This window comes from Bradyrhizobium sp. CB3481, from assembly GCF_029714305.1.
Lineage (GTDB): Bacteria > Pseudomonadota > Alphaproteobacteria > Rhizobiales > Xanthobacteraceae > Bradyrhizobium.
Window position 1 is genome coordinate 5,308,514 of the sequence record NZ_CP121647.1, and the last position, 23,228, is coordinate 5,331,741.

The window sequence follows — 23,228 nt, forward strand, 5'->3', positions numbered from 1 at the left end:
CTGTCATCAGCGCTGCTTCATGAAGATGCGATCGGCCGCACCTCCATCCGTTCCGAGGACGGAGCTTTAACGAGCCAGGGCCGTCTCGACCAGGCTTACCCAGTATCCAATTCCATAAGGTAGGGCTTCGTCGTTGAAATCATACGTGGGGTGGTGCAACCCAGCAGTCGCTCCATTGCCAAGAAAAATGAAGGCGCCTGGCCGCGACTCAAGCATATAGGCGAAGTCCTCCGATCCCATCCGCGGTGTTATCTTATCGTCCACGCAGGCAGGACCCACGAGGTTGCTTGCCGCCTCGATTGCCAGATTAGTCCCGCCGGTGTGATTGAAGGTGACGGGGTCATGTCGACGGTATTTGAACTCGATATCCGCGCCAAATCCGCGCGCAATGCCTTGAGCGGCTGCCAAAATATGTCGTTCGGCGAAGTCCCGGAGGTCGGGTACGAGGGTCCTGACGGTACCGGCCAGTTCAACCTGATCGGGAATGATGTTGTAGGCCTGAGCGGCGTTAAATTTGGTGACGGATATGACGAGCGCTTCGAGGGGATTTGTATTGCGCGAGACCAAAGTTTGGAGACCCATAATGATCTGTGCTGCAATGACAACTGGATCGATGGTATCATGCGGTTTGGCCGCATGGCCTCCCCTACCCTTCACCACGAGGTCGAAGTCATCGAGCGCTGCCATGATCGGGCCGTCGCAAATGCCGAACTTGCCGATCTCCATGCCGGGCGCGTTGTGCATCCCAAAAACTTGCGAGATTCCGAAACGGTCCATAATTCCCTCCTGAACCATCCTTTGGCCGCCCAGCGCCCCTTCTTCAGCAGGCTGGAAGATCAAAGCAACGGAGCCCTTGAAGTTGCGTGTATTCGCAAGGTATTTCGCAGCCCCCAGCAGCATGGCCGTGTGACCGTCATGGCCGCATCCATGCATCTTGCCTGGTGTTTTCGATGACCAAGGTTTGTTTGAGGCCTCAAGGATCGGCAAAGCGTCCATGTCGGCCCTCAACCCAATCGTGGGCCCCTGCCCGCCTGCGCCCTCAATTAGCGCGACGATACCGGTTTCAGCTATCCCTATTTCGATGTGATTTATGCCGAATGAGGCGAGCTTGTCCGCCACGAACTTGGCTGTATTGTGCAGCCTGTAGTCGAGCTCGGGATTTTCGTGGAGGTAGCGCCGCCAGGTCGTCACCTCGCTCTGCAGACCTCGGAAAGTTTCAACGCTGTGCATGTCAGCCCTCTAGTTATGAACTCAATAGCCGGTGTGTGATCGGTGCTTGGCCTTTTGTATTGCGCTCCGTCACCACACCTGCTTGCGGGTTCCAAATAAGCTCCGTTTCGTTGAACAAGGTCATCGGCATTGCACGGTCGTACCGGTCCGAATCCGGCGCACCCGGCTGAGCTCACCGCGCTCGAACCAATGAATGCTAATTGATACCCGGTCCGGAAGGACCTGCGGGCATTCTCAATTTAGACCCGCGGCCGCGTCCTTCTTGAGCTTTTTTTTGCCGGGTTTGCAGCGATGCTGCGCTTGGGTCCACATCGCGCAGGAAAGCGGCAAGACCTGTCGTCGGTCTTTAATTTTCGCATCTCGCCAGGCGAGCGGCTGCTGATTGCTCCGATCGAGCGCAACGCGCGCACCGATGAACGGACGGTCATCATGTGTATGCTGATGAGGGCTGTCGACCTAAAACTCCGAAGCACGCTAGGATGCAGAAGGGCAAACGCTTACGTCTGCTCGTAGCTCCGGCACACGCGCGGCATCACGATCAATCGCGGAAAGCCTTTGAATTCTCGCAATCGCGTGCAGAATTTCACCCCTATTCGGGCCTGGTTAGGGGAGTTCCGTATTAGATCTGGTATATCCTCAGTCCATGACGCCTGAAAGTCTAATGCTCAGTCGTAGTGCTGGTCATCTATGGCAGAACTCCGCCCGATGCCATCCCGTCGACGCGTTGCTCGATGCCGATGGCCTTACTCGATTTCTTGACCCTTGTCGCGTAGGCTTGGTCAGATGACGTGGCCCGCACGGAATCGGGACTCGAGCCGGCTAGCATTGCAGCACTTAACGCCCCGTCGAGCGAGGGCCGCGACAAGCCCGAACGTCGTATTTTCTATCCGCGTCAGCTGGCACTGGTCGGGCCAGTGGGTGTGCCCGTGGCGATGTCGAGCTCCTCGGGTCGAGCTTGCTCCTCGGTATGGCTGCGCGAGCTGCCGTCCTCGCCAGATTGCTTTCCTAACCTACAACATAAACCCTCGCAGCGGACCTTTTTCCGCGTCTCCACGCCTGGAATCGAGAGATCGCGCGGATGCTGCTCGAAACAGCGGGATTCACAATTGTCACGTTGAGAATCCGTATTTATCGTAAAAATTGGCCGCCTAGTGTGATCAAAGGCGGCGTCTATCGCGTGAAAGAGTTGAGGAGTATCTATGATCGATCTCGATATTATTCAGGGTGCGCGACGACGCATCAGCGGCCACGTACTCTCCACGCCGCTCGTACACTCGCCGGCTCTTTCTGCTCTTTGCGGCGTTACCGTGGGCTTGAAGCTTGAACATCATCAAACTACCGGAAGTTTCAAGTTGCGCGGTGCTATCAATGCGATCCTCCAGCTCACTGAAGCCGATCGGAGGCGCGGAGTGGTCGCAGTCTCGACCGGCAACCATGGTCGAGCGCTGTCTTATGCAGCTCGGTCGGTCGGTTCGCGCGCGACGATCTGCATGTCGCGGCTGGTGCCGGAGAACAAGATCTCGGAAATCCGCCTTCTCGGCGCGGACGTGCGAATCGTTGGCGGCTCGCAGGACGAAGCGCAGCAGGAGGTCGACCGCCTGGTGGCTGATGGGCTCGTATTGCTGCCCCCCTTCGATCATCCGGACATCGTTGCCGGACAGGGGACCATCGGCCTTGAAATCGCTGAAGGGATGCCGGATGTCGCTACGGTGCTCATAGGTCTTTCCGGCGGCGGGTTGGCCGCGGGCGTCGCAGCAGCGGTCAAGGGCTTGCGGCCAAGTGTGAAGGTTATCGGGGTTTCCATGGAGCGGGGCGCGGCGATGAAGGCGAGCCTCGATGCCGGCAGGCCAGTGCAAGTGGAGGAATTTCTAAGCCTGGCCGACGCGCTCGGCGGTGGCATCGGCCTGGATAACAAGCTGACATTCCCCATGTGTCGAGCCCTGCTCGACGACGTCGTGCTTCTAAGCGAGAGTGAGATCGCGGCCGGCATTCGTCATGCTTACGAGCAAGAACGTGAAGTCATCGAGGGTGCGGGCGCGGTCGGTATCGCTGCGCTGCTCGCCCACAAGGTCGCTGGTTTGCGAGGGCCGGTAGCGGTCGTGCTCTCAGGCCGCAATATCGACATGGATCTACATCGCCGGGTCGTAAACGGCATAAGCAATCCTTTTGGCCAGGAGGTGTGATGCCAAGAATTAAGATTCTGACCGAGCGCGAGCTCAGGCAAATCGTGCCGCTCGACCTCGTGGCCGTGCAATGCATCGAGGATGCGTTCTATTCGCTCGCCACCAAGGCGGTGGAGATGCCCCCGATCCTGCGGCTCGAGATTCCCGAACATCGGGGCGAGGTGGATGTCAAGGCGGCCTACGTGCCGGGCCTGGACGGTTTTGCCGTCAAGATCAGCCCTGGCTTTTTTGACAATCCGAAACTCGGTTTGCCGAGCACCAACGGCCTGATGGTGCTGCTTTCCAGCAAAACCGGGTTGGTGCAAGCGCTCTTGCTGGATAACGGCTACTTGACCAACGTCCGTACGGCCGCCGCCGGTGCGGTGGCGGCAAAGTACCTCGCTCGCAAGGACGCTTCCGTGGCTGCCGTCTTGGGCGCCGGAATTCAGGCGAGGCTCCAGCTGCAGGCGCTCGCTCTGGTTCGACCGATTCGCGAGGCCCGTGTCTGGGCACGCAATTTCTCGAAGGCCCAAACGGTTGCGCAGGAGCTCTCCGCGCAGCTGGGATTTCCAATCATTGCATATGCGGAGCCGAGAAAGGCCGTGGCCGGCTCGCATATCGTCATCGCCACGACGCCGGCCGCTCAACCCATCCTGAGGGCGGCATGGCTGGAACCCGGACAGCACGTGACCGCGATGGGATCGGACGCCGAACACAAGAATGAAATCGACCCGGCCGCAATCGTCCGCGCAGAGCTCTATGTCGCCGACAGCCTCACCCAGACGCGGCGCCTTGGAGAACTGCACCACGCGATTGCCACAGGTGCCGTTGCGAGCGATGCGAGCTTTCCAGAACTAGGTGCGATCATCTCCGGGTCGAAAACGGGCCGCGCGGGCGAGATGCAAATTACCATCGCCGATCTCACCGGGACCGGCATCCAAGACACAGCCATCGCCTTGCTCGCACTCGCACAGGCTAAGGCTGCAGGGGCTGGCATGGAATTCGAGAGTTGAGCAATCAGGCGGACCAGACACGACCAGCGGGCTTGCTTGAATTGTATGGCACGGTACGCGCCCCGATGGCCGATTCGTACCAGCGTTTCCTTGTGATCAGCCCTGAGCTGATCGGCGAGTCCGGCCTCGCAGCCGCGCTCATGGGCAAGTGCGAGCAGATCGACCATGAGGCGGCAAGCCTGTTTGTCCGGCAGCCGTTGCCGAAGCAGGTCAAAGGTTCGGCGGTAGGCATCGCGCGGGAACAGCCGATCACGGTAGACGAGATTGAGCAGCGCCATTGGTTTGCGCCGCAAGGAATGGATCACGTGCCGATAATCGACGACCTGGTCGTGCTTGCCGCTCGGATGCGGGCGTCCACGCGGCAGAGTGAGGAGATGCGTGCCGCCGACGAACACGTCGAGGCGATCGTCGTAGAGGCGCACCCGCAGTTGGTGGCCGATCAACCGCGACGGCACGGTGTAGAACACCTTGCGTAAAGTGAAGCCGCCGGTCGACGTTACGCGGACAATCACCTCCTCGTAGTCGGAGGTGCGGCGATCCGGCAACGTCTGCAGGGCGGCGCGCTCGCTATCGATCCGCTTGGCATTGCGGGCATTGCGGCGGCTGACGATCTCGTCGAGGAAGCCGCGATAGGCGGCGAGATCATCGAAGTCAGCGGTGCCGCGCAACAGCAGTGCATCGGCGATCGCCCGCTTGAGATGGCCATGCGAGCTCTCGATCGCCCCGTTCTCATGGGCGATGCCGCGATTGTTGCGGGACGGCCGCATGTCGTAATGGGCGCAGAGGTCCTCGTACCGCCGTGTCAGATCGTCCTGAGCATTCCGGTCCAGATTGCAGAAGGCGGCCGACAGGCTGTCGGTCCGATGCTCCCGCGGCGCGCCGCCGAGCGACCACAGGGCATTCTGCAGGCCTTCCGCCAGGGCGACGAAGCTCTCGCCGCCGAGCACGACGTGGGCGTGCTCAAACCCGGAATAGGCCAGCCGGAAATGGTAGAGGCGATGATCGAGCGGCACGCCCGCGATGGTGACCCCCAGCTCGCCCATGTCGGTGAAGTCGGACAGGCCGACCTGGCCGGGCTCATGGGTCTGCCGGAAGATGACTTCCTGCTCCTCGCCGTGGATTGCCCGCCAGGCGCGGATCCGGCGCTCCAGCGTGCGGCGGATGCCGGTCCCGAGTTCAGGATGGCGTCGTAACATCTCCTCGAAGATTGCAATCGGCCGCACGCCGGGGGCGGCCTTGAGCATCGGCACGACGTCGATCTCGAACACGTCTGCCAAGGGATCCGGTCGGCGCCGGCCGCGGGCTCCCTTCTTCTGCGATGGGAGCCTTGGATCCTTGTCGAAGCGGTACGCGGTCGAGGTACTGAACGACGCTCTGGCGGCGGCCACTGGCGGGGTATCGGTCTGACGGTACTTCATGTAGAGCCTCATCTGGTGATCGGTAACGTGTCGGCCTGGCAAGCGAGTGATTCCTCTTGGCGGAAGAACCACTTGCATAACCCACCGGCCGCGATCACCAGTCGGCGCGGTCCCCTCAAGGATCGCGCCGACGCCGGGCTCGTAACTCCGGTCGGGCTACGCCCTCCCTGCGTCACGAGCCCCGCGAAGCTCTCTCATCCTGATTGACGCTCCACTGTCATCCTGATTGCCGCGCGGCAGCGAACGCTCGGTCGGTATCGCGGCTCAATATGCCTCGGCGCTTGGCAAGACGGCAAATTGCCAAACGTTGGTGTCGCTGACGCTTGCGCGCGGCGAAGTGCCGGTGATGATCGCATTGCGTCTCTTCCTGCCAGAGAGCTGGACAAGCGACGCCGCACGCTTGAAGCGCGCCGGCGTACCGGTCGAATACCGGGCGTCACGATCCAAGCCAGAGATTGATCGCGCGATGGCAGCCGGCGTGTGCTTTGGTTGTGTGCTGGCGGACGCAGGATACGGCCTCAGCGCGCCGTTTCGACAAGGGCTCACGGCACGCGGGCTGGCCTGGGCCGTCGGCATCCCCCGTCACCAGAAGGTGTACCCGGTCGGCGTCAAGTTGATCTGGCCGGTCGCGATGCGCGGGCGTCCCCGCAAGCGGTACATTCCGGACATCCTGTCGCGGGCAGCCGAAGACATGCTCGCCGATGCCAAGTGGCAAACTGTGAGCTGGCGAACCGGGACCAAGGGTCGATTGAAAGCGCGTTTTGCCGCCGTTCGGGTGCGGATCGCCGATGGACCACCGCAGCGGATCAAGGATAAGGGCCAGCAGCATCTTCCCGGCGAGGAGGCCTGGCTGATCGGTGAACACAGAACCTCAGGGGAGAAGAAATACTATCTCGCCAGTCTGCCGGCCGCGACAGATCTGCGCACACTAGCTGCCACGATCAAGGCGCGATGGATCTGCGAACAGGCACATCAGCAGTTGAAAGAGGAACTCGGGCTTGATCACTTCGAGGGACGATCCTGGCAAGGTCTTCATCGTCACGCACTCATGACCATGATCGCGTACGCCTTCTTGCAACACCGCCGCCTCGCACAAGCGGGGCGGAAAAAAAGAAACAACGGACCCCCGCCTCAGCCAAGCTTGCCGGCCGTACGTCACGCCATCGTCGATCTCATTCTTCGACCGCCATCCCAGCGATGCCCATATTGCAGAGGACGAATCCGTGAAAAGCTGCAGCCCAAATAAATCTGCCAAAGTAGTGCTAGTACCTCGCGATAATTGTGCAACGAGCACTCATTTGTGCCGAAGGCGGTGACGAGCAACCTCAAAAGGGCATCCCAAATACCGCCTAGCAAGAGCAGCGCCGAAGGGTGAGCAGCAGCTTGCCTTGGCGGCCAACAAAATATGGTGTTGCTGCTGCCACCGCTCAGCTGAACTGGCAGCCGCGCGCCGAAAGCTCACAACTCAACGAGGTCCAATACGCGCTGAACACGGGTTTTAATCTCTTTCTCTGGTACGCGCTCTCTTCCTTGAGTTCAATCCGATAAGTATCGATAAACTGTCGAGCCCACGTCGTATATGGCGGTTGCCTGCTGAGGGACGCCATCAATTGACCGTCAGCTCATCCATTACTTGCTTCGTCGCTCGATACGCGAGATCAACAATCTCGTCGATGTCACTTTCGGCTACGACGAGAGGCGGAGCGAACCCAAGGATGTCTCCATGCGGCATCGCCCGTGCGATCAGCCCTCGATCACGAGCGGCCTTCGAGATTCGAGGACCCACCTTGAGATCCGGATCGAACCGCCGCTTGGTCTGACGATCCGCAACGAACTCGACGGCGCCCAACAAGCCTACGCCTCGAATTTCGCCGACGATCTCCAACTGCGCAAACCGTTCCTTCAGACGCTTCTGGAAGTGTGAGCCGACGATCCTCGCGCGGTCGCTTAGGCGTTCCTTCTCGACGATATCAAGCACTGCGTTAGCGGCAGCGGCCGCAATCGGATGGCCTGAATAGGTATAACCGTGCGAAAATGCTCCGACGCGATCGGCCGCATCCTCCATGACCGAGTAGACTCTCTCGCCGACGATCGCTGCCGAGAGGGGCACGTAGCCTGATGTCAGACCTTTGGCGACCGTAACTAGATCTGGCTCCATGCCGTATAGGGTACTGCCGAAGTCAGCGCCGGTTCGACCAAATCCGCAAATCACCTCGTCCGCAATTAGAAGGACGTCATAGCGTCTGAGCACCGCCTGAATTTCGCGCCAGTAACCGGCTGGAGGGGGCGTAATCCCGCCCGTGCCCAGCACCGGCTCAGCAATAAAAGCCCCGATTGTTTCCGGTCCCTCGCGCATGATCAGGTTCTCAAGTTCGGCTGCGCGCCGACGAGAAAAGGCCTCTTCCGTCTCGCCTCGCTCAGCGCCCCAATAGTGATGCGGTGTTCCTGTATGCAAAATCCCCGAAAAGGGAAGGTCCATATGATCATGGTAAAAGGACATGCCAGTCATCGAACCGGAAATGACTGAGCAGCCATGATAGCCTCGCTCGCGCGAGATAATCTTCTTCTTCTTAGGCTGACCACGCAGATTGTTGTAGTACCATACAAGCTTAGCCTGAGTTTCGTTAGCGTCCGATCCGGACAAACCGAAGAATACTTTGCTCGGCTTGCCGGGCGCCATTCTTACGAGACGACCCGACAGGATCGCCAACTCTTCGGTCGTGTGCGCCGCATATGTGTGATAATATGCGAGCTTATAGGCCTGCCGCGCGATGGCCTCAGCCACTTCAGTCCGGCCGTATCCAATGTTTACACAGTAGAGGCCAGCAAAGCCGTCGATGTAACTATGTCCTTGCGTATCTTCGATGCGGATGCCTTTGCCCCCAGCGACGATCGTCGGATCACCAATCTTACCAGTGGCGAATTCCTTGAGCTGGGTAAAAGGATGCAGAACACTCGCACGATCGAGCTCGGCAATGGTCTTAATATCAGTCATATCGATTCTCCTAACCCGTTACATCGCCGAAGCAGACATATTTTAGTTCTGTATATTCCGCTAAGCCGTGCCGCGATCCTTCACGGCCGAGCCCAGACTGCTTCCAACCACCGAACGGAATAGGAGGCCCCGTAAACGAGGCCGTATTGACACCAACCATGCCGCACTCGATTTGCTCAGAAAGTCGAAGCGCTCGCCGCAAGCTGTCCGTATAGACGTAACCAGCCAAGCCCATTTCGTTAGCATTGGCTCGCGCAATAACCTCTTCCTCAGAGTCGAATGGCAGCACGGCGGCCACTGGCCCGAATGTTTCCTCACGCGCAATGAGCATGTCTTCTGTGACATCACTCAGCAGCGTTGGAAAAACAAAAGTCGGAGCTAGGCACTCGTCTTTTTTCGTGGAGATAAGCCGCGCCCCCTTAGCCACGGCATCATCGATTTGCACTCTGCACTTGTTGGCCACGGACAATTTCGTCATTGGGCCAATATCTGTTGCAGGATCCAAGCCGTGACCGACCTGAAGTCTAGCCATTGCCGCCGCGAACGCCTCCACGAAGGCACCGCAGATGCCCCTCTGTACGTAGATGCGGTTAGCCGCCAAACAATCCTGACCCGACGTAGCAAACTTTGCGGCCACAGCTCCCTTGACAGCCTTGTCAAGATCGACGTCATCGAAGACGAGAAAGGGGGCATGCCCCCCCAGCTCGAGCGACACCTTCTTTACGGTCTGGGCCGCGCCCGCCAGAAGCAAGCAGCCAACTTGCGTAGAACCCGTGAAGGAAAGAGCGCGTATTCTGTTATCGCGCAACAGAGGTGTCGAAAGCTCGATGGGGTCCCCCACAAGCACTTGAAGCACTCCGGGTGGGACGCCAGCCTCCACGGCCAATCTAGCCACGGCAAGCGCAGACAGTGGCGTCTCCGGAGCAGGTTTCACGATGATCGGACAGCCGGCTGCAAGAGCTGCCCCAGCCTTGCGCGTGATCATTGCGACAGGAAAATTCCACGGGGTGATCGCCGCCGCAACACCGATAGGTTGCATTCGCACCTGAAGTAGACTCCCAGGCTTGTGGCTTGGGATCGTCTCTCCGTATGCGCGCTCGCCTTCTGCAGCGAACCAATCGAGAAATCCAGCAGCGTAGGCGATTTCGTGGCGTGCCTCAGAAAGCGGCTTGCCCTGCTCGCTTGTCACCACGATGGCAAGTTCTTCTGAGTGGTCGAGCAACAATGATGCCCAGAACCTAAGGATGGCACCGCGCTTTGCCGGCAACAATTGTCGCCATGCAACAAACGAACGTTCCGCTGCTGCGATCGCGAGAGCCATTTCCGCGGCACTGCAACGGGCAACATCAGCAATCTCGCCTCCTGTAGCCGGATCGACCACAACGTCTCTCTTGGAGCTCGCAATCCATCGACCATCGATGAGCGCGGCCCCCTCGACAAAATCGCGACGGCGGAGTTCTTTCAGATATCTTGAAGCAAGACCGACCATGTCCGGACTTCTCCGGGCAGTTCGAACGACCATTTGAAAGCCTCGCGGTGGCTTGTTGAAATCCACTGGGCATTCAGGATACTAATGTTGCAAACAGATTTTTTGCGTCGCATTTCGCTGTCGTTCCCAGGGTTTTCTGCACCACAGCAGCAATTTACGACGGAATTCACCTGGAGCCCCGATTATGCAATACGACCGAATAGACGCCCGGATCCTGGAAATCGTGCAAAAGAACAACCGTCTGACATCCGAGGTAATTGGCGAACTAGCTGGACTCTCTGCTACCGCGTGTCAGCGACGCCTGAAGAGGCTTCGTTCGGAAGGCATCATCGAGGCCGACGTTTCGATCGTTTCGGCGAAGGCGGTAGGAAGGCCTATTCAAATGCTGGTGCTAGTAACTCTTGAGCGCGAGCGTTCAGACATAATCGATAAATTCAAGAAGGCGATCAAATCATCAGCTGAGGTCGTCAATGGATTCTACGTCACCGGTGACGCTGACTTTGTCCTTTACATTACCGCGCGAGACATGGAAGAGTATGAGCAATTCACTCGCCGCTTCTTCTATGAGAACGCGGACATCAAGGGGTTCAAGACAATGGTCATCATGGACCGCGTAAAGGCGGGTTTTGCAATTCCAATAGAGCTACCGAACGAAAATTGACCAGACAGCAGCGTCTCACGCCGCTGATCCTTGCGCTTGTGCTTCGCGTCCGGCGCATTCTCAGCTTGTTCGAGGGCTATTGAGAGCTCAAGTGCCTTCCGGTCTATTGCGGGTGGGCACGGCAAGATCCCAGAAGCGTTGATGCCGCGAATGCATGGTAGAGCTTGCGCGGCACCTCAATTCCGAAAGTGGCGCGACGTGACGCCGCGCAGATAGACGTACGCGAAGCGGACGAGGTTGGGAGAGCGCTTGTCCACTTGCTGGCAGTAAGCTCTCGCGGACCAATCGCTGCCTGGGTTCGCCATCCAGCTCTTGCCGGGACGCAGGAGCCAACATGATCGATCCGCCTAAGCCTAAGATAGTCAGTGCTGAGGCATCATTGCGCCGCTGCGCTATGTCACCTTTCGGCGCACCTGGCTGGCGAGCCCGCTCTCCAATCTAGGCATCCTGATTCAAGGCGTCGGCGCGGCCTAGGCAATGACGCAGATGACCACGTCGGCCGGCGAGGTCGCGCTGGTGCAGACGGCTCTGATGCTCCCAGTTGTGCTGATCTCAATGCCGGCCGGTGCCATCGCCGACATGCATGATCGGCGCCTCGTGGCTCTGGTTTCACTCACCGTCTCCCTTGCTGGAGCTAGCGCGCTGACAACGGTCGCCTGTCTCGGTCTGATCACGCCGGACTTGTTGCTCGCGATGTATCTTGTGATCGGCAGCGGTATGGCGCTGATGGGACCGGCCTGGCAATCTTCGGTCAGCGAGCAGGTGCCCGCGGCGGCGCTGCCGTCCGCGATCGCGCTCAACGGGATCAGCCGCAATATTGCGCAAAGCGTGGGGCCGGCAATCGGAGGTTTCGTTGTGGCGGCGGCAAGTGCAGTTGCCGCGTTCGCGCTCAACGCGTTGCTCTATCTTCCGCTGATGGTCGCGCTGTTCCAGTGGCAGCGCATCTCCGAACCCACGCGACTGCCGCCAGAAAAGCTCAGCGCGCCATCATCTCGGGCGTCCGCTACATCAGCAATTCGCCATCGATCAAGATCGTGCTGATCGCACCATCGTGACCGAAGTAATTGGCGGCGCCATCTTGGCGCTGATGCCGCTCGTAGTGCGCGACCTCCTGCATGCCGGTGCCCGGACCTATGGCATCATGATTGCCCGCTATTTCCGTAGACTGGGTGAAGCAATCCGGAACGACGCGATCAGCATCAATGATCTTGTTTGCCTTACGTCGCGTGCAGTGGTCATACCCCCGCCCTCCACTCCAATTGAGGCCGGAATGTCCACGGCGGTCGTCCGCGAGCTCTCGGGCCGCATCAATTCTTGACATCTGCCTTTGGCACCAGTGTATCGGGAGCGTGTTTGGCGGACGCGTGGCGTGCGCACATAGCGCTATGCTCGGTCAGTTCTCACATTTATTGCATGAGCGCCGAGGCCTGTTCGAAGAACTCCCGTCCCCACTTTGCGTTAGTCCCGATCTTGTTGTTGAGTCGATTAGCTATGCGCGGTCCATCTCACGGTGATCGGCGCGTTCGGACGAGGCGAAATCATGCCTCGCACATTGCCACCAACCAACGCATGGCGTGCAGTTCCATCCGGAATCGATATTGACCCCTACAAGGGCACGTGCTGCTTATGAACTTGTTGCGTCTCTCAGACTAATGACTGTAAGCATCGGAGACCACCTCCGCAGTAACTCACGAAAGCCAATCCCGGCTGCCTTGCGTGTCCCAAGGCGCACGCGTCGCGGCCAATTATGCAACATGTCGGCGTCTGCAGCGCGGCACCCGAACACCCGGAGCGAGACAATTACGAGTTCTCGGCTACTGACAGCGCCTCTCCGTCCTGGCGACGCAGAATGAACGTGGGTTCCTCATCACGTCTCGAAAATCACAAGCCCCAGCGGCACACAGCGTGATATGGATGAGTTGTTTACAACAAGCGCATCAATTTCCCGCCGTGCCCTCTCGGTGTCAAGCGACGTCCGGATTTAACCCCGCGACGACATGAGGAAGTTACCCCGTCGTTTTGCAGGAGATATGATCCGCACGTCCAAGCCAAGGCGGCAGAGCTCCGAGACATTGTTTTCCGGGGCCAGCAGCGGCATGCAGACCGTTGCGCAGGACCCACCGCGCGGGCTGGATGAGAAAGCGTCCGGCCATGATTGCTAGGAGGCGGCCACAACTACCCGCGGCCGCGCGGCTTCGGTTTGCTTGAGAATGGCGTTGGTCACACGCAGCTTGAAGATACCGGACTTTCGGAATGCTCGAGCTTCAGTTCTACCGGTACGCAGCTATCGAACCAGAGATAAATAGCTCGGCACGAGCTCGCCGGACAAATGATCCGTTGCAGGATGATTCGCGCGCCCAGATCAGTGTGTTTCTAAGTGCGCCGCTCGCGTTCCGGCGATCTGGCGGATTACGTCCAGCGCGTGTTGCCTTACAGAGTGTTGGAAACGCAAACAGAATGAGGATCGCTGATCACACGATGCAATGTGCGCGCCAGAAGCAATGCTTTGCCATTCGGGCTTTCCTGAAACCAGCATGCAATTAGAGACCTGCTTCGTGCATTGAGCCTCATTCGGCGAGCCAAAAGCAAAAAGGAGGTGTGTTGGGCATATTAAAAAAGATTTCGGGAAGGTCCCCCGGGGTCATGCCGGGGGCCCATGTTAATGAAGGTTGAACTTTATGATGTAGTCTTTACTGTTTTGCGTTGGCTGACAGAGACTCAGAAGTTGCGCCGAGCGTTGAGGAGCAGAGAGAGGGTATTCTGGTCCTTGAACTCGTAAGTCGCGGTCGGTTTGGGAGCACCCGGGCCGAAAAGCGAGGTTCCCGACATCTTCTGGTCGAGGTGGACCCAGAGGAGTTCCGCCGCGAACGACAGGTTCTTGACGGGAGTCCAACGGGTGATGACACCGAGCTGCGCAACGTTGAAGCTTGGATCGCAGGTGTAGGTCGCGCCCTGGCCAGGATGGGTAACCGCGAAGGCGGCGCAGTACGCACCCTTGGCGGTCGACAGATCGCCCACGGCGCCATCGTAACGGACCGCAGAGTAGCTGCCGAACAAGCTCGTCGACCAATAGGGATCCCAGTTGTGATTGAACGCTCCGCGGATGCCCCAGGCCTTGGTCAGCTTGAGCTGGCCGTCGCCACCGAAGGCCGCCGGTAGGTAGATGGCGTCCGAGGTCGCACCGAGACCGATGCTCTGGTAAGCACCTGCAGCACTCGTACCCGAGAACATCGCGAAGCTCGGCGAAAACCCCGAGGTCGAGATCACGTTCTTGGTCGTACCCACGGCGTAGGACGCATCTATCTTGATGTCGTCGCCAGGACCGGTCGGCAGATTCTTGACCTGCAATGCAGCCATCACCGAACCGCCCCACTTGCTGGCGGGGTGACCGGAGATTTCCGACAGAGCGCTAGGAGCTGCGGTGCCAGCCGTCAGGGTATCGTAGGAGCCGGAGACTTCATGCGCAGCAGCCGAAAACTGGAACAGACCCCAGGCCTGATCGACGCGGATGTTGCCCACGATATCCGGCGCGTGCACGTTTGCATAGGCGTTGGGCGAGATGCCTACAACATTGATACCGACGGAACCCAGATTGTAGACCTGCGTGCGATTGTAGTACATCGGCGAGTCGAGGCCGATGGTGCCCGATACGCCGTTGCCGAATTGGGCGGTGTACTGGATGTTGTTCACGCCGGTGACGGTGTCGTGCCCGCCGAGCAGGGACGAGCTAAGGTTGCCCGGATAGCCGTGCCATGGTGTGGCGTAGGCGGATGCCGACTTACCGAAGGTGAAGCCGGCGAACTGGATGAAGAGGTTTTCCATGTAGACGGAGCTTCCGAACGGGAAACCAGAAAATGATGCGGTATTGTCGGGATCGTCGAAATCGAAGTCGATCTGACCGAACGTACGAACCACACCGTATTCAGTCGCGGTGCGCGTATCTACGGTCAACGCCATACGCGACCGAGCCGTGAAACGATCCGCGTAGCGATTGTGTTGACCACCGTTGCCGTTCCAGAACGGACCATTGTGATTCCTGCCGTTAATTGTGGTGCTGGCTCGCAGATGACCACCGAGCTTAATGCAAGTATCGGTGCCTGGGACGTACCAGAACCCGGCACCATACAGAGTGCAAACCTTCACGTATTCGATCGCTTTGGCCTTGACTGGAAGATCAGCGGCCTGCGCGCCGCCGCCCGCAAACATTGCTGCAGAACTGAGAATGAGACTCTTTGTCAGTTTCATTGATGAACCTCCAAGTTGGAAACGCCGTTTCCGTCCTTCAAAGATCCGTCGCTAGGAAGCCCGCCAGCTGGCGGCGGGTGCTTGACGGAACGACTTCGAGGCGCCCCCTCGCTGTCCATCGTGATATAATTGCTCAAAGCAATTGTAACAATCAAATAATTCGAGCAATCGTCTTAGGTTGGGAATGGTTGCAGAAGGGCAACAGTCACCTCACTTCCCGCAAACGTTGACGCCACTACTGGCGCTTATTAAAAAGAAAAGCCTCCGGGGGGCATCCCGAAGGCTTCACTTGGAGGTAATTCTTCGTCTCCCTCTGCAATGACCAGTGGCATGAATAGCTACAATCAATTGTATTTGTCAATTGTAATTTCACATGGCGGCCGTGTCGTGGGGATACTTTTTTGGCTCGCCTAAGAGGGCTACGTACGTTCGCCCTAATGAGGAATCAGGTGCGCGCCCTATCCGGCGACACCAGAGATTTGGCAGAAAGACCGACATGGCCGAAACAAAACAACTCGATAGAGCCGTTAGCGAATTCATCTGGAACATTATTGAGATCCACTCCCAGCTCGATGAAATACATAAGAGTTGGGCCCAGATGCTCGGAATAACCGAACCACAATGGTTGATACTGATGGCCATTGACGAGCTCGACAAAGGTTGCGGGGTCTCGGGAATAGCGGTTGCGAATAAACTCCGAATCCATCCCGCCTTCGTCACGAATCAAACGAAGAAATTGGAAAAAATGGAGTTGCTGGCCCGTGTAACGTCGCCTGAGGACGCGAGATTCCTGCAGATTTCGCTGACTCAAAAAGCGCGGGCGGAAATCACGAACCTGTCGATCAAAAGACAAGCCCTGAACTTGACGATGTTTGGCGACCTTGACGAGGAGTCCCTTCACTACCTCAACAAACGGCTAACTTCGATTGCCAAAAATAGCCGATTGGCATCTCAAAAACTAAGTTTAGGCGTATTGTAGGTAGGAGTGAGCGCCGCCGAGCTCGCCGGCGCCGTAAGGCCTGTGTTCCTGCTGTCCTGACCGACAAATGGCTATGGAGGTGAACTGTGTGCGAGCTTATGCTCCAGCCATCGGAAGATGCAATCGTCGGAAGTGACAAAGTTCTCGATCTCCCCACGGAGTCCGGCTCGTCCGCGGCATAGCCAACTGCAGATCAACGCGTGCCGCCATGCAGTCAGCCCGTAGTTTGATCGCCTCCGACGCGCTGACGACGCCGTGCTCACCGGCGACAACGAGAACTGGGCATTTCAACTGTCGTATTAATCGCGAGCGACGCGCCGAGACTAAATGCACGTCCACTACATCTGGGGTCCTCATCCAGGACGGACGCCAGCCCCCCTCGCCCAATTCCAGAGGCCATCGTCGCAAACCGCGGCAGCAACGAGGCGATCAGACACCGAGAAATCATTAGCCAGAACAAACGCATGAGGGCGATCGCTCAGGAGCGCCGTCGCTTCGGCAATAGACGCCTGCACGTGCAGCTCAATCGGGAGGGCTAAAGCATGATGGCATTAGGTTCGATAGCCTGAATTTTTGAGGTAGTTGGCGCATTCCTCGGAGGTGAAGGCATCGAGTGCGTGGCCGATTGCGGCGCAGACCGCGTCGACGGTTCGCGCGGCGGCTTTGCGGACAGGTGCTTGAGCTTGGCAAAGACCTGTTCAATCGGGTTCAGGTCGGGTGAGTATTTTGGGAGGAAGAAGAGCTTGGCGCCGACCGAACGGATGAGGTGGCGAACTGCTTTGCTCCTGTGGCTGCCGAGATTATCCAAGACGACGATATCGCCGGGTCGAAGGACAGGCAGAAGAACCTTCTCGACATAGGTGCGAAAGCTCACGCCGTCGATCGGCCCCTCGATGAACCATGGCGCATCGATCCGGTCATGGCGCAGGGCCGCCAGGAAGGTCATGGTCTTCCAGCGGCCGTGGGGAACCTTGGCGTGAAGTCTGCGCCCGCGCGGCGCCCATCCCCGCAAGGGCGCCATATCGGTCCTGGTCCAGGTCTCGTCGATGAAGACGAGCCGCTCAGCTTCGACGCGACCTTGATATTTTGACCACTGGGCCCGCCGCCGCGCGACCTCGGGTCGATCGCGTTCGCCAGCCGCCACGCTTTTTTTGAAGCTGAGCTTCTCGGCATGCACGAAGTCCCATACCGAGTGGTAGTCGACCTTCAGGCCGCGGCCGGCAAGCTCGGCAACGAGACCGCGTATGGTGAAATCGCCGTCCCTGATCCGCTGCGACAGCCAGACTGCGTGGTCTCCCGAAACCGCCTTCGGCTTGTGACCGCCCATCTGGCCAGGCTCAACGCTGCCGGTTTCGTCGACCCGCTTCATCCAGCCAATGGCGGTGCTGATCGCAACCCCAAACTGCTTGGCGGCCTGATTGCGAGACATCCCGCCCTCGATCGCGGCCACCACACGCTTGCGAAGATCCAGAGAATAAGGCTTGCCCATCCATGCTGGCCTCCGCCCAGCCAGCATGGTGAATCAGAAACGCACTGATTTGGGAATCTTGAGGGTTCTGTGAGGTCGCTGGGCAAAGGCCCGCCGCGCGCCCTGTCGTAGCGTGCGACCTCATAGAAGCCGGATTGAACGAAGCCGCGGAGTTGTGGGCGCTATGGGGATAGTGCCGCGGGTGCTGCTGCGGGGCATGCGCGGCTGTGGTCGCCACGCGTCGGCGAGACATTCATTGGATGTGAGCGGCCCGATTGATCGGGCCAAGGGCGCGATCCAGCGAGCGATCTGCTGCGCTGGGATGCGTGACCGAACGATTGGCGGGATGTTCGGCGACGAACGCGGCCACGGCGACATCGGACGTTGCCACCGACAAGGTGATCGCGGAAGGGGTGGATGGTGCAGGCGCTGGTCATGACGTGTTACAACGAAACGGATGGTCGCGCGCGCAGGCTCGCGGGATGACGTCGACGCGCCGCATGGTGCCGCCGCAATGTGGGCATGCGGGGATCTCGCATTTGACGAGGGGATCGGCTTCCGGATCTGGCGGAAGATGGCGGACAGCGAGGAGCTGACGGCAGAGGGCGATTTTGTCGCTGCGTCCGCCATTGGCGAGGAAGCCATAGTGGCGGATGCGGTGGAAGCCGTCCGGCAGGGTGTGCAGGAGAAAGCGACGGATGAACTCACCGGCATCGAGCGTCATCACCTTGGCTTTACGATTCTGCCGATAGTCTTTCCAGGAAAAGCTCACCTTACCATCGGCGAGTGAGATCAGCCGACTGTTGGCGATGGCGACGCGATGCGTATAGCGGCCGAGATAAGCCAGCACCTGTTCGGGTCCGCCGAACGGTGGCTTGGCGTAGACGACCCAGTCGGTCCGTCGGAGCTGACCGAGCCGCTGGGTGAATGCGGCGGGATTGGCGAGATGGGCGAGATCGCCAAAAAAGCCCAACTGGCCAGCCACGAAGGCAGCTTGCAGCTCTTGCAGAAACAGGCGGCGGAACAGCCGAGAGAGGACGCGCACCGGCAGGAAGAAGCCGGGCCGGCAAGCGACCCATCGTGTGCCGTCGAGTGAAGGTCCACCACCAGGCACGACACAGTGGACATGCGGATGGTGTTGCAGGGTCTGGCCCCAAGTATGGAGGACGGTGGTCACGCCGAGCTGGGCGCCGAGATGCTTGGGGTCGGCCGCGATGGCGATGAGCGTCTCCGCGGCGCAACGGAACAGGATGGCATAGACCACCGCCTTGTTCTGGAAAGCAATCTCTCTGGCCGGCGCCGGCAATGTGAAGACGACGTGGAAGTACGGCACGGGAAGGAGTTCGGCTTGTCGCTCGGCAAGCCATTGCGCGCGCGCCGAGCCCTGGCACTTCGGGCAATGCCGATTGCGACAGGAGTTGTAGGCAATGCGGGTGGCACCGCAGTCGTCGCATTGCTCGAGGTGGCCACCGAGCACAGCCGTCCGGCATGGGGAATATCCGAAATTTTGTGTAAGCGATTTCTGTGAAGGTTGAAGTTGGTATTTGAGATATTGACTGGTGGCATCGACGGCATGGCCGACCACTTTGCTTGGCCGGACCGAGCGGTCAAGCCCCGAAGCCGCGCAGCGGCGCGCCGCAGGCGCGGGGCTTGACGGCGAAGGTTCGGACCAAGCGATCATCGTCGGCGCCGTGATGTCGATTGTGCTCATCAGCGGGCGGTTCCTGGAAACCGCGCACCGAAGTGGATGGCGAACTGCCCCATGGCGGCGGTCCATTCGACCGGCCGCCGCCAATGAACGCCGGCGTTCTTGATGGCGAGATACAAGAGCTTGAGTGCCGCCTCGTCGGTCGGGAAGCTGCCGCGGGTCTTGATGATCTTGCGCAAGCTTCGGTGCAGCGCCTCGACCGCATTGGTGGTGTAGATCATTTTGCGGATGCTTGGTGCGAAGGCGAAGAACGGCACCACGTGCTCCCATGCATTGCGCCAGATCTGGCCGATGGCGGGATAGCGCTTGCCCCATTCGGCCTCGAACTCGGCAAGGCGACGCGCCGCTGCGTCGGCGCTCTCGGCGCGGTAGATCGCCTTGATCGAGGGCAGGATCGCCTTGCGATCCTTCCAGGAGACGAAGGCAAGGCTGTTACGGATCAGGTGCACGATGGGGTTGTTGAAGAAGTCTGCAGACGTTGATTCACTGGTCCCGCCGGTTCTCTTTGATTCGCGAGGTGGGCAGGATGCTAGGCCGGAAAGAGCGCGATCAGCTGGAGCTGTTCATCACTGGTTCGTTGCGACAGCTCGTTCCAGACGACCACATCCTCGCTCGTGTCGATCGCGTGTTGGACCTCTCGTGGCTGCGTGACGAGGTCACCGATCTCTACTGCACAGATACCGGACGCCCGGGGATCGACCCCGAAGTGGCTGTTCGGCTCATGGTTGCCGGCTTTCTGCTGGGAATCATCCATGACCGACGGCTGCTACGCGAGGCGCAGGTCAATCTCGCGATCCGTTGGTTCGTCGGCTACGGTTTGCACGAGGTGCTACCCGACCACTCGTCGCTGACGCGCATTCGCCAGCGCTGGGGTGCCGAGCGCTTTCGCAACATCTTCAAACGCACCGTGAAGGCGTGCATAGCAGCCAAGATTGTGGCCGGCGAGATCATCCATATCGATGCATCGCTGATCCGTGCGAATGTGAGCTGGGACGCTTTGGCCGTACGCCATGTTGCCGACGTAGAGGCGGCGAATCCATCCGAGTTCGGATGGGAAGACCGTCAGAGCGGCAAATACAAAAGATCTGCACGACCGACCCCGATGCGACTATGGCGACGAACGGTCGTAACCGTCATCTCGAACCCTCCTATAAACAACATACGGCTGTCGATGATCTGAAGGGCGTCGTTGTCGACGTCGAGGTGACGACCGGCGAACAGAACGAAGGCATGGCCCTAGAAGCTCAGCTCGATGCCATCGCCTTGACAACCGGTGTCGCTATTAAGACGGCGACCATGGATGCAGGCTACGCCTATGCTAAGGTTTTTCGGGCGTTGGAGGACCGCCAGATCGATGCCGTTGTACCAGCCAAGGCCGAACGGCAACCTGGCAAGGTCATACCGACGCGGCGCTTTAGGCTCGATGCCAAGCACAACCTGGTGCGCTGTCCAACCGGCAAGATCCTGCGGCCCAAAGGCAAGCTGCAACGGGACTCTTTCCAACACTTCCATGCGAGTGGCAAAGACTGTTCGGCCTGTCCCCTGCGGCCGCATTGCGTGAGCCCCTCCCGCCACGCTCGTGTGGTCGTGTTCAATGTCAACCACCCGTCGTTACTGAGAGCGCGGCGCAAGAGGCTCAGATGGGGGGAGCATGAACGCCATCTCTATCGGCGTCATCGTTGGCGGGTCGAGGGCGTCCATGGCGAAGCCAAGACTTGGCACGGTCTCCGTCGCGCCATACGCCGTGGCAGAGACAACATGCGTATCCAGGCTTTCCTGACCGCCGCTGCTATCAATCTGAAGCGGTTGGCCGCAGCCGCTTTAGCCATTTTGCTCGTGTTCGCTCCTCACGCTAACGATCGGCCGTTTAAGGATCGCCTCGACCTGAGGCCTCCCAACGGCGCGACTGTCATCTTGCAAGAACGCGAGTCAATCGAAGATACGGGCTTCTTCAACGACCCCACGATGCAGGTCTGCACCAGCGCTTGCGGGTAGACCGAATTGATCGCTTCCGGGAAGCCCTTCAACCCGTCGACAACGGCGATCAGGATGTCGTTGACGCCGCGCGTTTTGAGCTCGTTGACGACCCGCAGCCAGAACTTGGCGCCTTCGGTCTGCTCGATCCAGAGCCCGAGCACGTCCTTCTCGCCGTCGCTGTTGTAGGCGAGCGCGACATAGACGGCCTTGTTCTTGACCAGTCCCTCGTCGCGTATTTTGACCCGCAGCGCGTCGAAAAACACGATCGGGTACACGGCATCGAGCGGCCGGCTCTGCCATTCCCGGACCTCCTCGAGGACGGCGTCGGTCACCCGGCTGATCAGGTCGGGTGAGACCTCGGCACCGTACAGCTCGGCCAGGTGGCCCTGGATCTCCCGCACCGTCATGCCGCGGGCGTACAGGCTCAGGATTTTGTCGTCGAAGCCATCGAACCGGGTCTGGCCTTTGGCGATCAGCTGCGGCTCGAAGCTGCCGGCGCGATCGCGCGGCACGGCAATCTCGATCTCGCCGTCTTCGGTCAGGATCGTCTTCGAACTCGTCCCGTTGCGATTGTTGCCAGTGCCCCGGCCGCCAGGATCACCCTTCTCGTAGCCCAGATGCTCGGTCAGTTCGGCCCCAAGCGCTCGCTCGATCAAGGCTTTCTTAAGCTGTTTGAACAACCCGTTCTCGCCCGTCAGGTCCTCGGGCTTGCTGTAGTTCGCCAGAAGCTGGTCCAGCAGTTCAGGAGTGATCGTCGAATCAGTCGGCATGTGAGTCTCCCCTCAAAGGTAAACTCACAGAAACCTACTTACACATCGTTCCGGACACCCTCTCCGGCATGCCGTGATCGCACCCATGATGCGCCGCTCGACGCGGCCCAGATGCCCGGCACGGGCTTGCCGAAACGCTTCGCCGTGGCGGCGGAAGATATCCGCCACTTCCAGAACCGGAGCCATCAGGTCCGCTCAGCCGGGCGGCACGACCTCCAGGCGGAGCCAGTCAAGCGGACTGGGCGTATTGCTTGGGTATAGCGCGCCGTGCTGGCCAGACTGGCATGGCCGAGCAGCACCTGGATGATGCGTACGTCGGCCCCGTTCTCCAGGAGATGGGTCGCGAATGTGTGCCGCAGCGTATGCACTGTCACTGACTTGCTCAAGCCGGCCGCAGCACAGGCTGAACGGCACGCGGCGTGCAGCACGTTCGGGACGAGCGGACGCTCATCGTCGCGACCGGGAAACAGCCAGCGCTTTGGCCGAGTGAGCCGCCAATACGTCCGCAGAATCCTCAAAAGCTGCGGCGAGAGCATAACGTAACGGTCCTTGCCGCCCTTGCCGTGCTCGACCCGGATCAACATCCGTTGGCTATCAATGTCGACAACCTTCAAGAGGACCACTTCCGATACGCGCAAGCCTGCGGCATAGACGGTGGTCAACGCGGTACGGCTCTTGAGGCTCGGGATTGCTTCCAGGAAGCGAACGACCTCGTCGGCGCTTAGCACGACCGGCAGTTTGCGTGGTTTACGCGCATAGGCGATGCGCTCCGGAACGGCGTCATGACCAAGCGTCACGCCGTAGAAGAACCGCAGCGCGCAGACGATCTGGTTCAGCGCCGGCCAGGATATCCCGGTCGCAACCAGATGAACCTGGAAGGCACGGATATCCTCCAGGTCAAGGCGGTCCGGAGAACGACCGAAATATCGGCTCAACTTCGCTACGGCGTTGAGGTAGGATTGCTGCGTCGCCGGTGACAGATTGCGGACCGTCATGTCCTCGATCATGCGGCGGCGAAGTGGGCTGATCTCAGCCATCGGAAACCTCCTGTCTAAAGGGTTGGGCTGCGAAAACCCGCAATCCTCTCAGACAGGAGGCAATCCTTGCTACGAC

Annotated in this window: 10 protein-coding genes and 8 pseudogenes; 8 read left to right on the forward strand and 10 right to left on the reverse strand. The window is 59.5% G+C overall.

All coding sequences use genetic code 11. From position 1 onward, the window contains the following. Window positions 1–66: 66 nt before the first annotated feature. The gene (locus tag QA643_RS25895; protein WP_283028648.1) at window positions 67–1,230 is read right to left on the reverse strand and encodes a M20 aminoacylase family protein; all 1,164 of its coding nucleotides are present in this window, start codon (window positions 1,228–1,230) and stop codon (window positions 67–69) included. A gap of 1,199 nt (window positions 1,231–2,429) precedes the next feature. On the opposite strand from QA643_RS25895, the gene eutB reads away from it, so the two are divergent. Next, window positions 2,430–3,413 (forward strand): hydroxyectoine utilization dehydratase EutB, encoded by a 984-nt coding sequence (eutB, locus tag QA643_RS25900; protein WP_283028649.1) that lies wholly within the window; start codon window positions 2,430–2,432, stop codon window positions 3,411–3,413. Beyond that, the gene (gene eutC / locus QA643_RS25905) at window positions 3,413–4,405 is read left to right on the forward strand and encodes an ectoine utilization protein EutC (RefSeq protein WP_283028650.1); all 993 of its coding nucleotides are present in this window, start codon (window positions 3,413–3,415) and stop codon (window positions 4,403–4,405) included. The genes eutB and eutC overlap by 1 nt, the downstream gene beginning before the upstream one ends. A gap of 95 nt (window positions 4,406–4,500) precedes the next feature. On the opposite strand, the pseudogene istA reads toward eutC, so the two are convergent. Further along, window positions 4,501–5,901: pseudogene (istA, locus tag QA643_RS25910) on the reverse strand (IS21 family transposase); the annotation flags it as partial. A 106-nt stretch (window positions 5,902–6,007) separates the two neighbouring features. Here istA and QA643_RS25915 point away from each other — a divergent pair. Continuing rightward, window positions 6,008–7,050 (forward strand): annotated as a pseudogene (locus QA643_RS25915) (IS701 family transposase); the annotation flags it as partial. Window positions 7,051–7,429: 379 nt separating this feature from the next. On the opposite strand, the gene QA643_RS25920 reads toward QA643_RS25915, so the two are convergent. Continuing rightward, complete coding sequence (locus QA643_RS25920) at window positions 7,430–8,818, reverse strand: aminotransferase (protein ID WP_283028651.1); 1,389 nt, start codon at window positions 8,816–8,818, stop codon at window positions 7,430–7,432. A 10-nt stretch (window positions 8,819–8,828) separates the two neighbouring features. Then, on the reverse strand, window positions 8,829–10,307 hold the full coding sequence (locus QA643_RS25925; RefSeq protein WP_283028652.1) for an NAD-dependent succinate-semialdehyde dehydrogenase: 1,479 nt from the start codon (window positions 10,305–10,307) through the stop codon (window positions 8,829–8,831). A 184-nt stretch (window positions 10,308–10,491) separates the two neighbouring features. Here QA643_RS25925 and QA643_RS25930 point away from each other — a divergent pair, with 184 nt between their 5' ends. The 3 genes and pseudogenes from QA643_RS25930 to QA643_RS25940 all read left to right on the forward strand — a co-directional run bounded on the left by QA643_RS25930 (window position 10,492) and on the right by QA643_RS25940 (window position 12,821). After that, window positions 10,492–10,968 carry an Lrp/AsnC family transcriptional regulator gene (locus QA643_RS25930; RefSeq protein WP_283028653.1) on the forward strand — a complete coding sequence of 159 codons (477 nt, stop codon included), beginning with the start codon at window positions 10,492–10,494 and terminating at the stop codon, window positions 10,966–10,968. A 334-nt stretch (window positions 10,969–11,302) separates the two neighbouring features. Next, window positions 11,303–12,115: pseudogene (locus QA643_RS25935) on the forward strand (MFS transporter); the annotation flags it as partial. 55 nt (window positions 12,116–12,170) lie between these two features. Continuing rightward, a pseudogene (locus QA643_RS25940) lies at window positions 12,171–12,821 on the forward strand (hypothetical protein). A gap of 865 nt (window positions 12,822–13,686) precedes the next feature. On the opposite strand, the gene QA643_RS25945 reads toward QA643_RS25940, so the two are convergent. Next, window positions 13,687–15,213 carry a porin gene (locus tag QA643_RS25945; protein ID WP_283028654.1) on the reverse strand — a complete coding sequence of 509 codons (1,527 nt, stop codon included), beginning with the start codon at window positions 15,211–15,213 and terminating at the stop codon, window positions 13,687–13,689. A gap of 496 nt (window positions 15,214–15,709) precedes the next feature. Between QA643_RS25945 and QA643_RS25950 the strand changes: the two genes are divergently transcribed. Further along, window positions 15,710–16,192 (forward strand): MarR family transcriptional regulator, encoded by a 483-nt coding sequence (locus tag QA643_RS25950; protein ID WP_283028655.1) that lies wholly within the window; start codon window positions 15,710–15,712, stop codon window positions 16,190–16,192. A 551-nt stretch (window positions 16,193–16,743) separates the two neighbouring features. Here the strand turns inward: QA643_RS25950 and QA643_RS25955 are convergent. From QA643_RS25955 to QA643_RS25965, 3 genes and pseudogenes are all read right to left on the reverse strand, one after another. Then, a protein-coding gene (locus tag QA643_RS25955) for an IS630 family transposase (RefSeq protein WP_283028656.1) occupies window positions 16,744–17,681 on the reverse strand; the annotation gives its coding sequence in 2 pieces (ribosomal slippage) (window positions 16,744–16,862 and window positions 16,862–17,681; 939 coding nt in all). A 412-nt stretch (window positions 17,682–18,093) separates the two neighbouring features. Continuing rightward, window positions 18,094–19,437 carry an IS91 family transposase gene (locus QA643_RS25960; protein WP_349253228.1) on the reverse strand — a complete coding sequence of 448 codons (1,344 nt, stop codon included), beginning with the start codon at window positions 19,435–19,437 and terminating at the stop codon, window positions 18,094–18,096. Between the two features lie 29 nt (window positions 19,438–19,466). Next, window positions 19,467–19,820: pseudogene (locus tag QA643_RS25965) on the reverse strand (transposase); the annotation flags it as partial. A 74-nt stretch (window positions 19,821–19,894) separates the two neighbouring features. Here QA643_RS25965 and QA643_RS25970 point away from each other — a divergent pair. After that, window positions 19,895–21,186 (forward strand): annotated as a pseudogene (locus QA643_RS25970) (IS1182 family transposase); the annotation flags it as partial. A 143-nt stretch (window positions 21,187–21,329) separates the two neighbouring features. On the opposite strand, the pseudogene QA643_RS25975 reads toward QA643_RS25970, so the two are convergent. Both QA643_RS25975 and QA643_RS25980 read right to left on the reverse strand, forming a co-directional pair. Continuing rightward, window positions 21,330–22,115: pseudogene (locus tag QA643_RS25975) on the reverse strand (IS256 family transposase); the annotation flags it as partial. Window positions 22,116–22,310: 195 nt separating this feature from the next. Continuing rightward, window positions 22,311–23,152, reverse strand: a pseudogene (locus QA643_RS25980) (site-specific integrase). Window positions 23,153–23,228 lie beyond the last annotated feature (76 nt).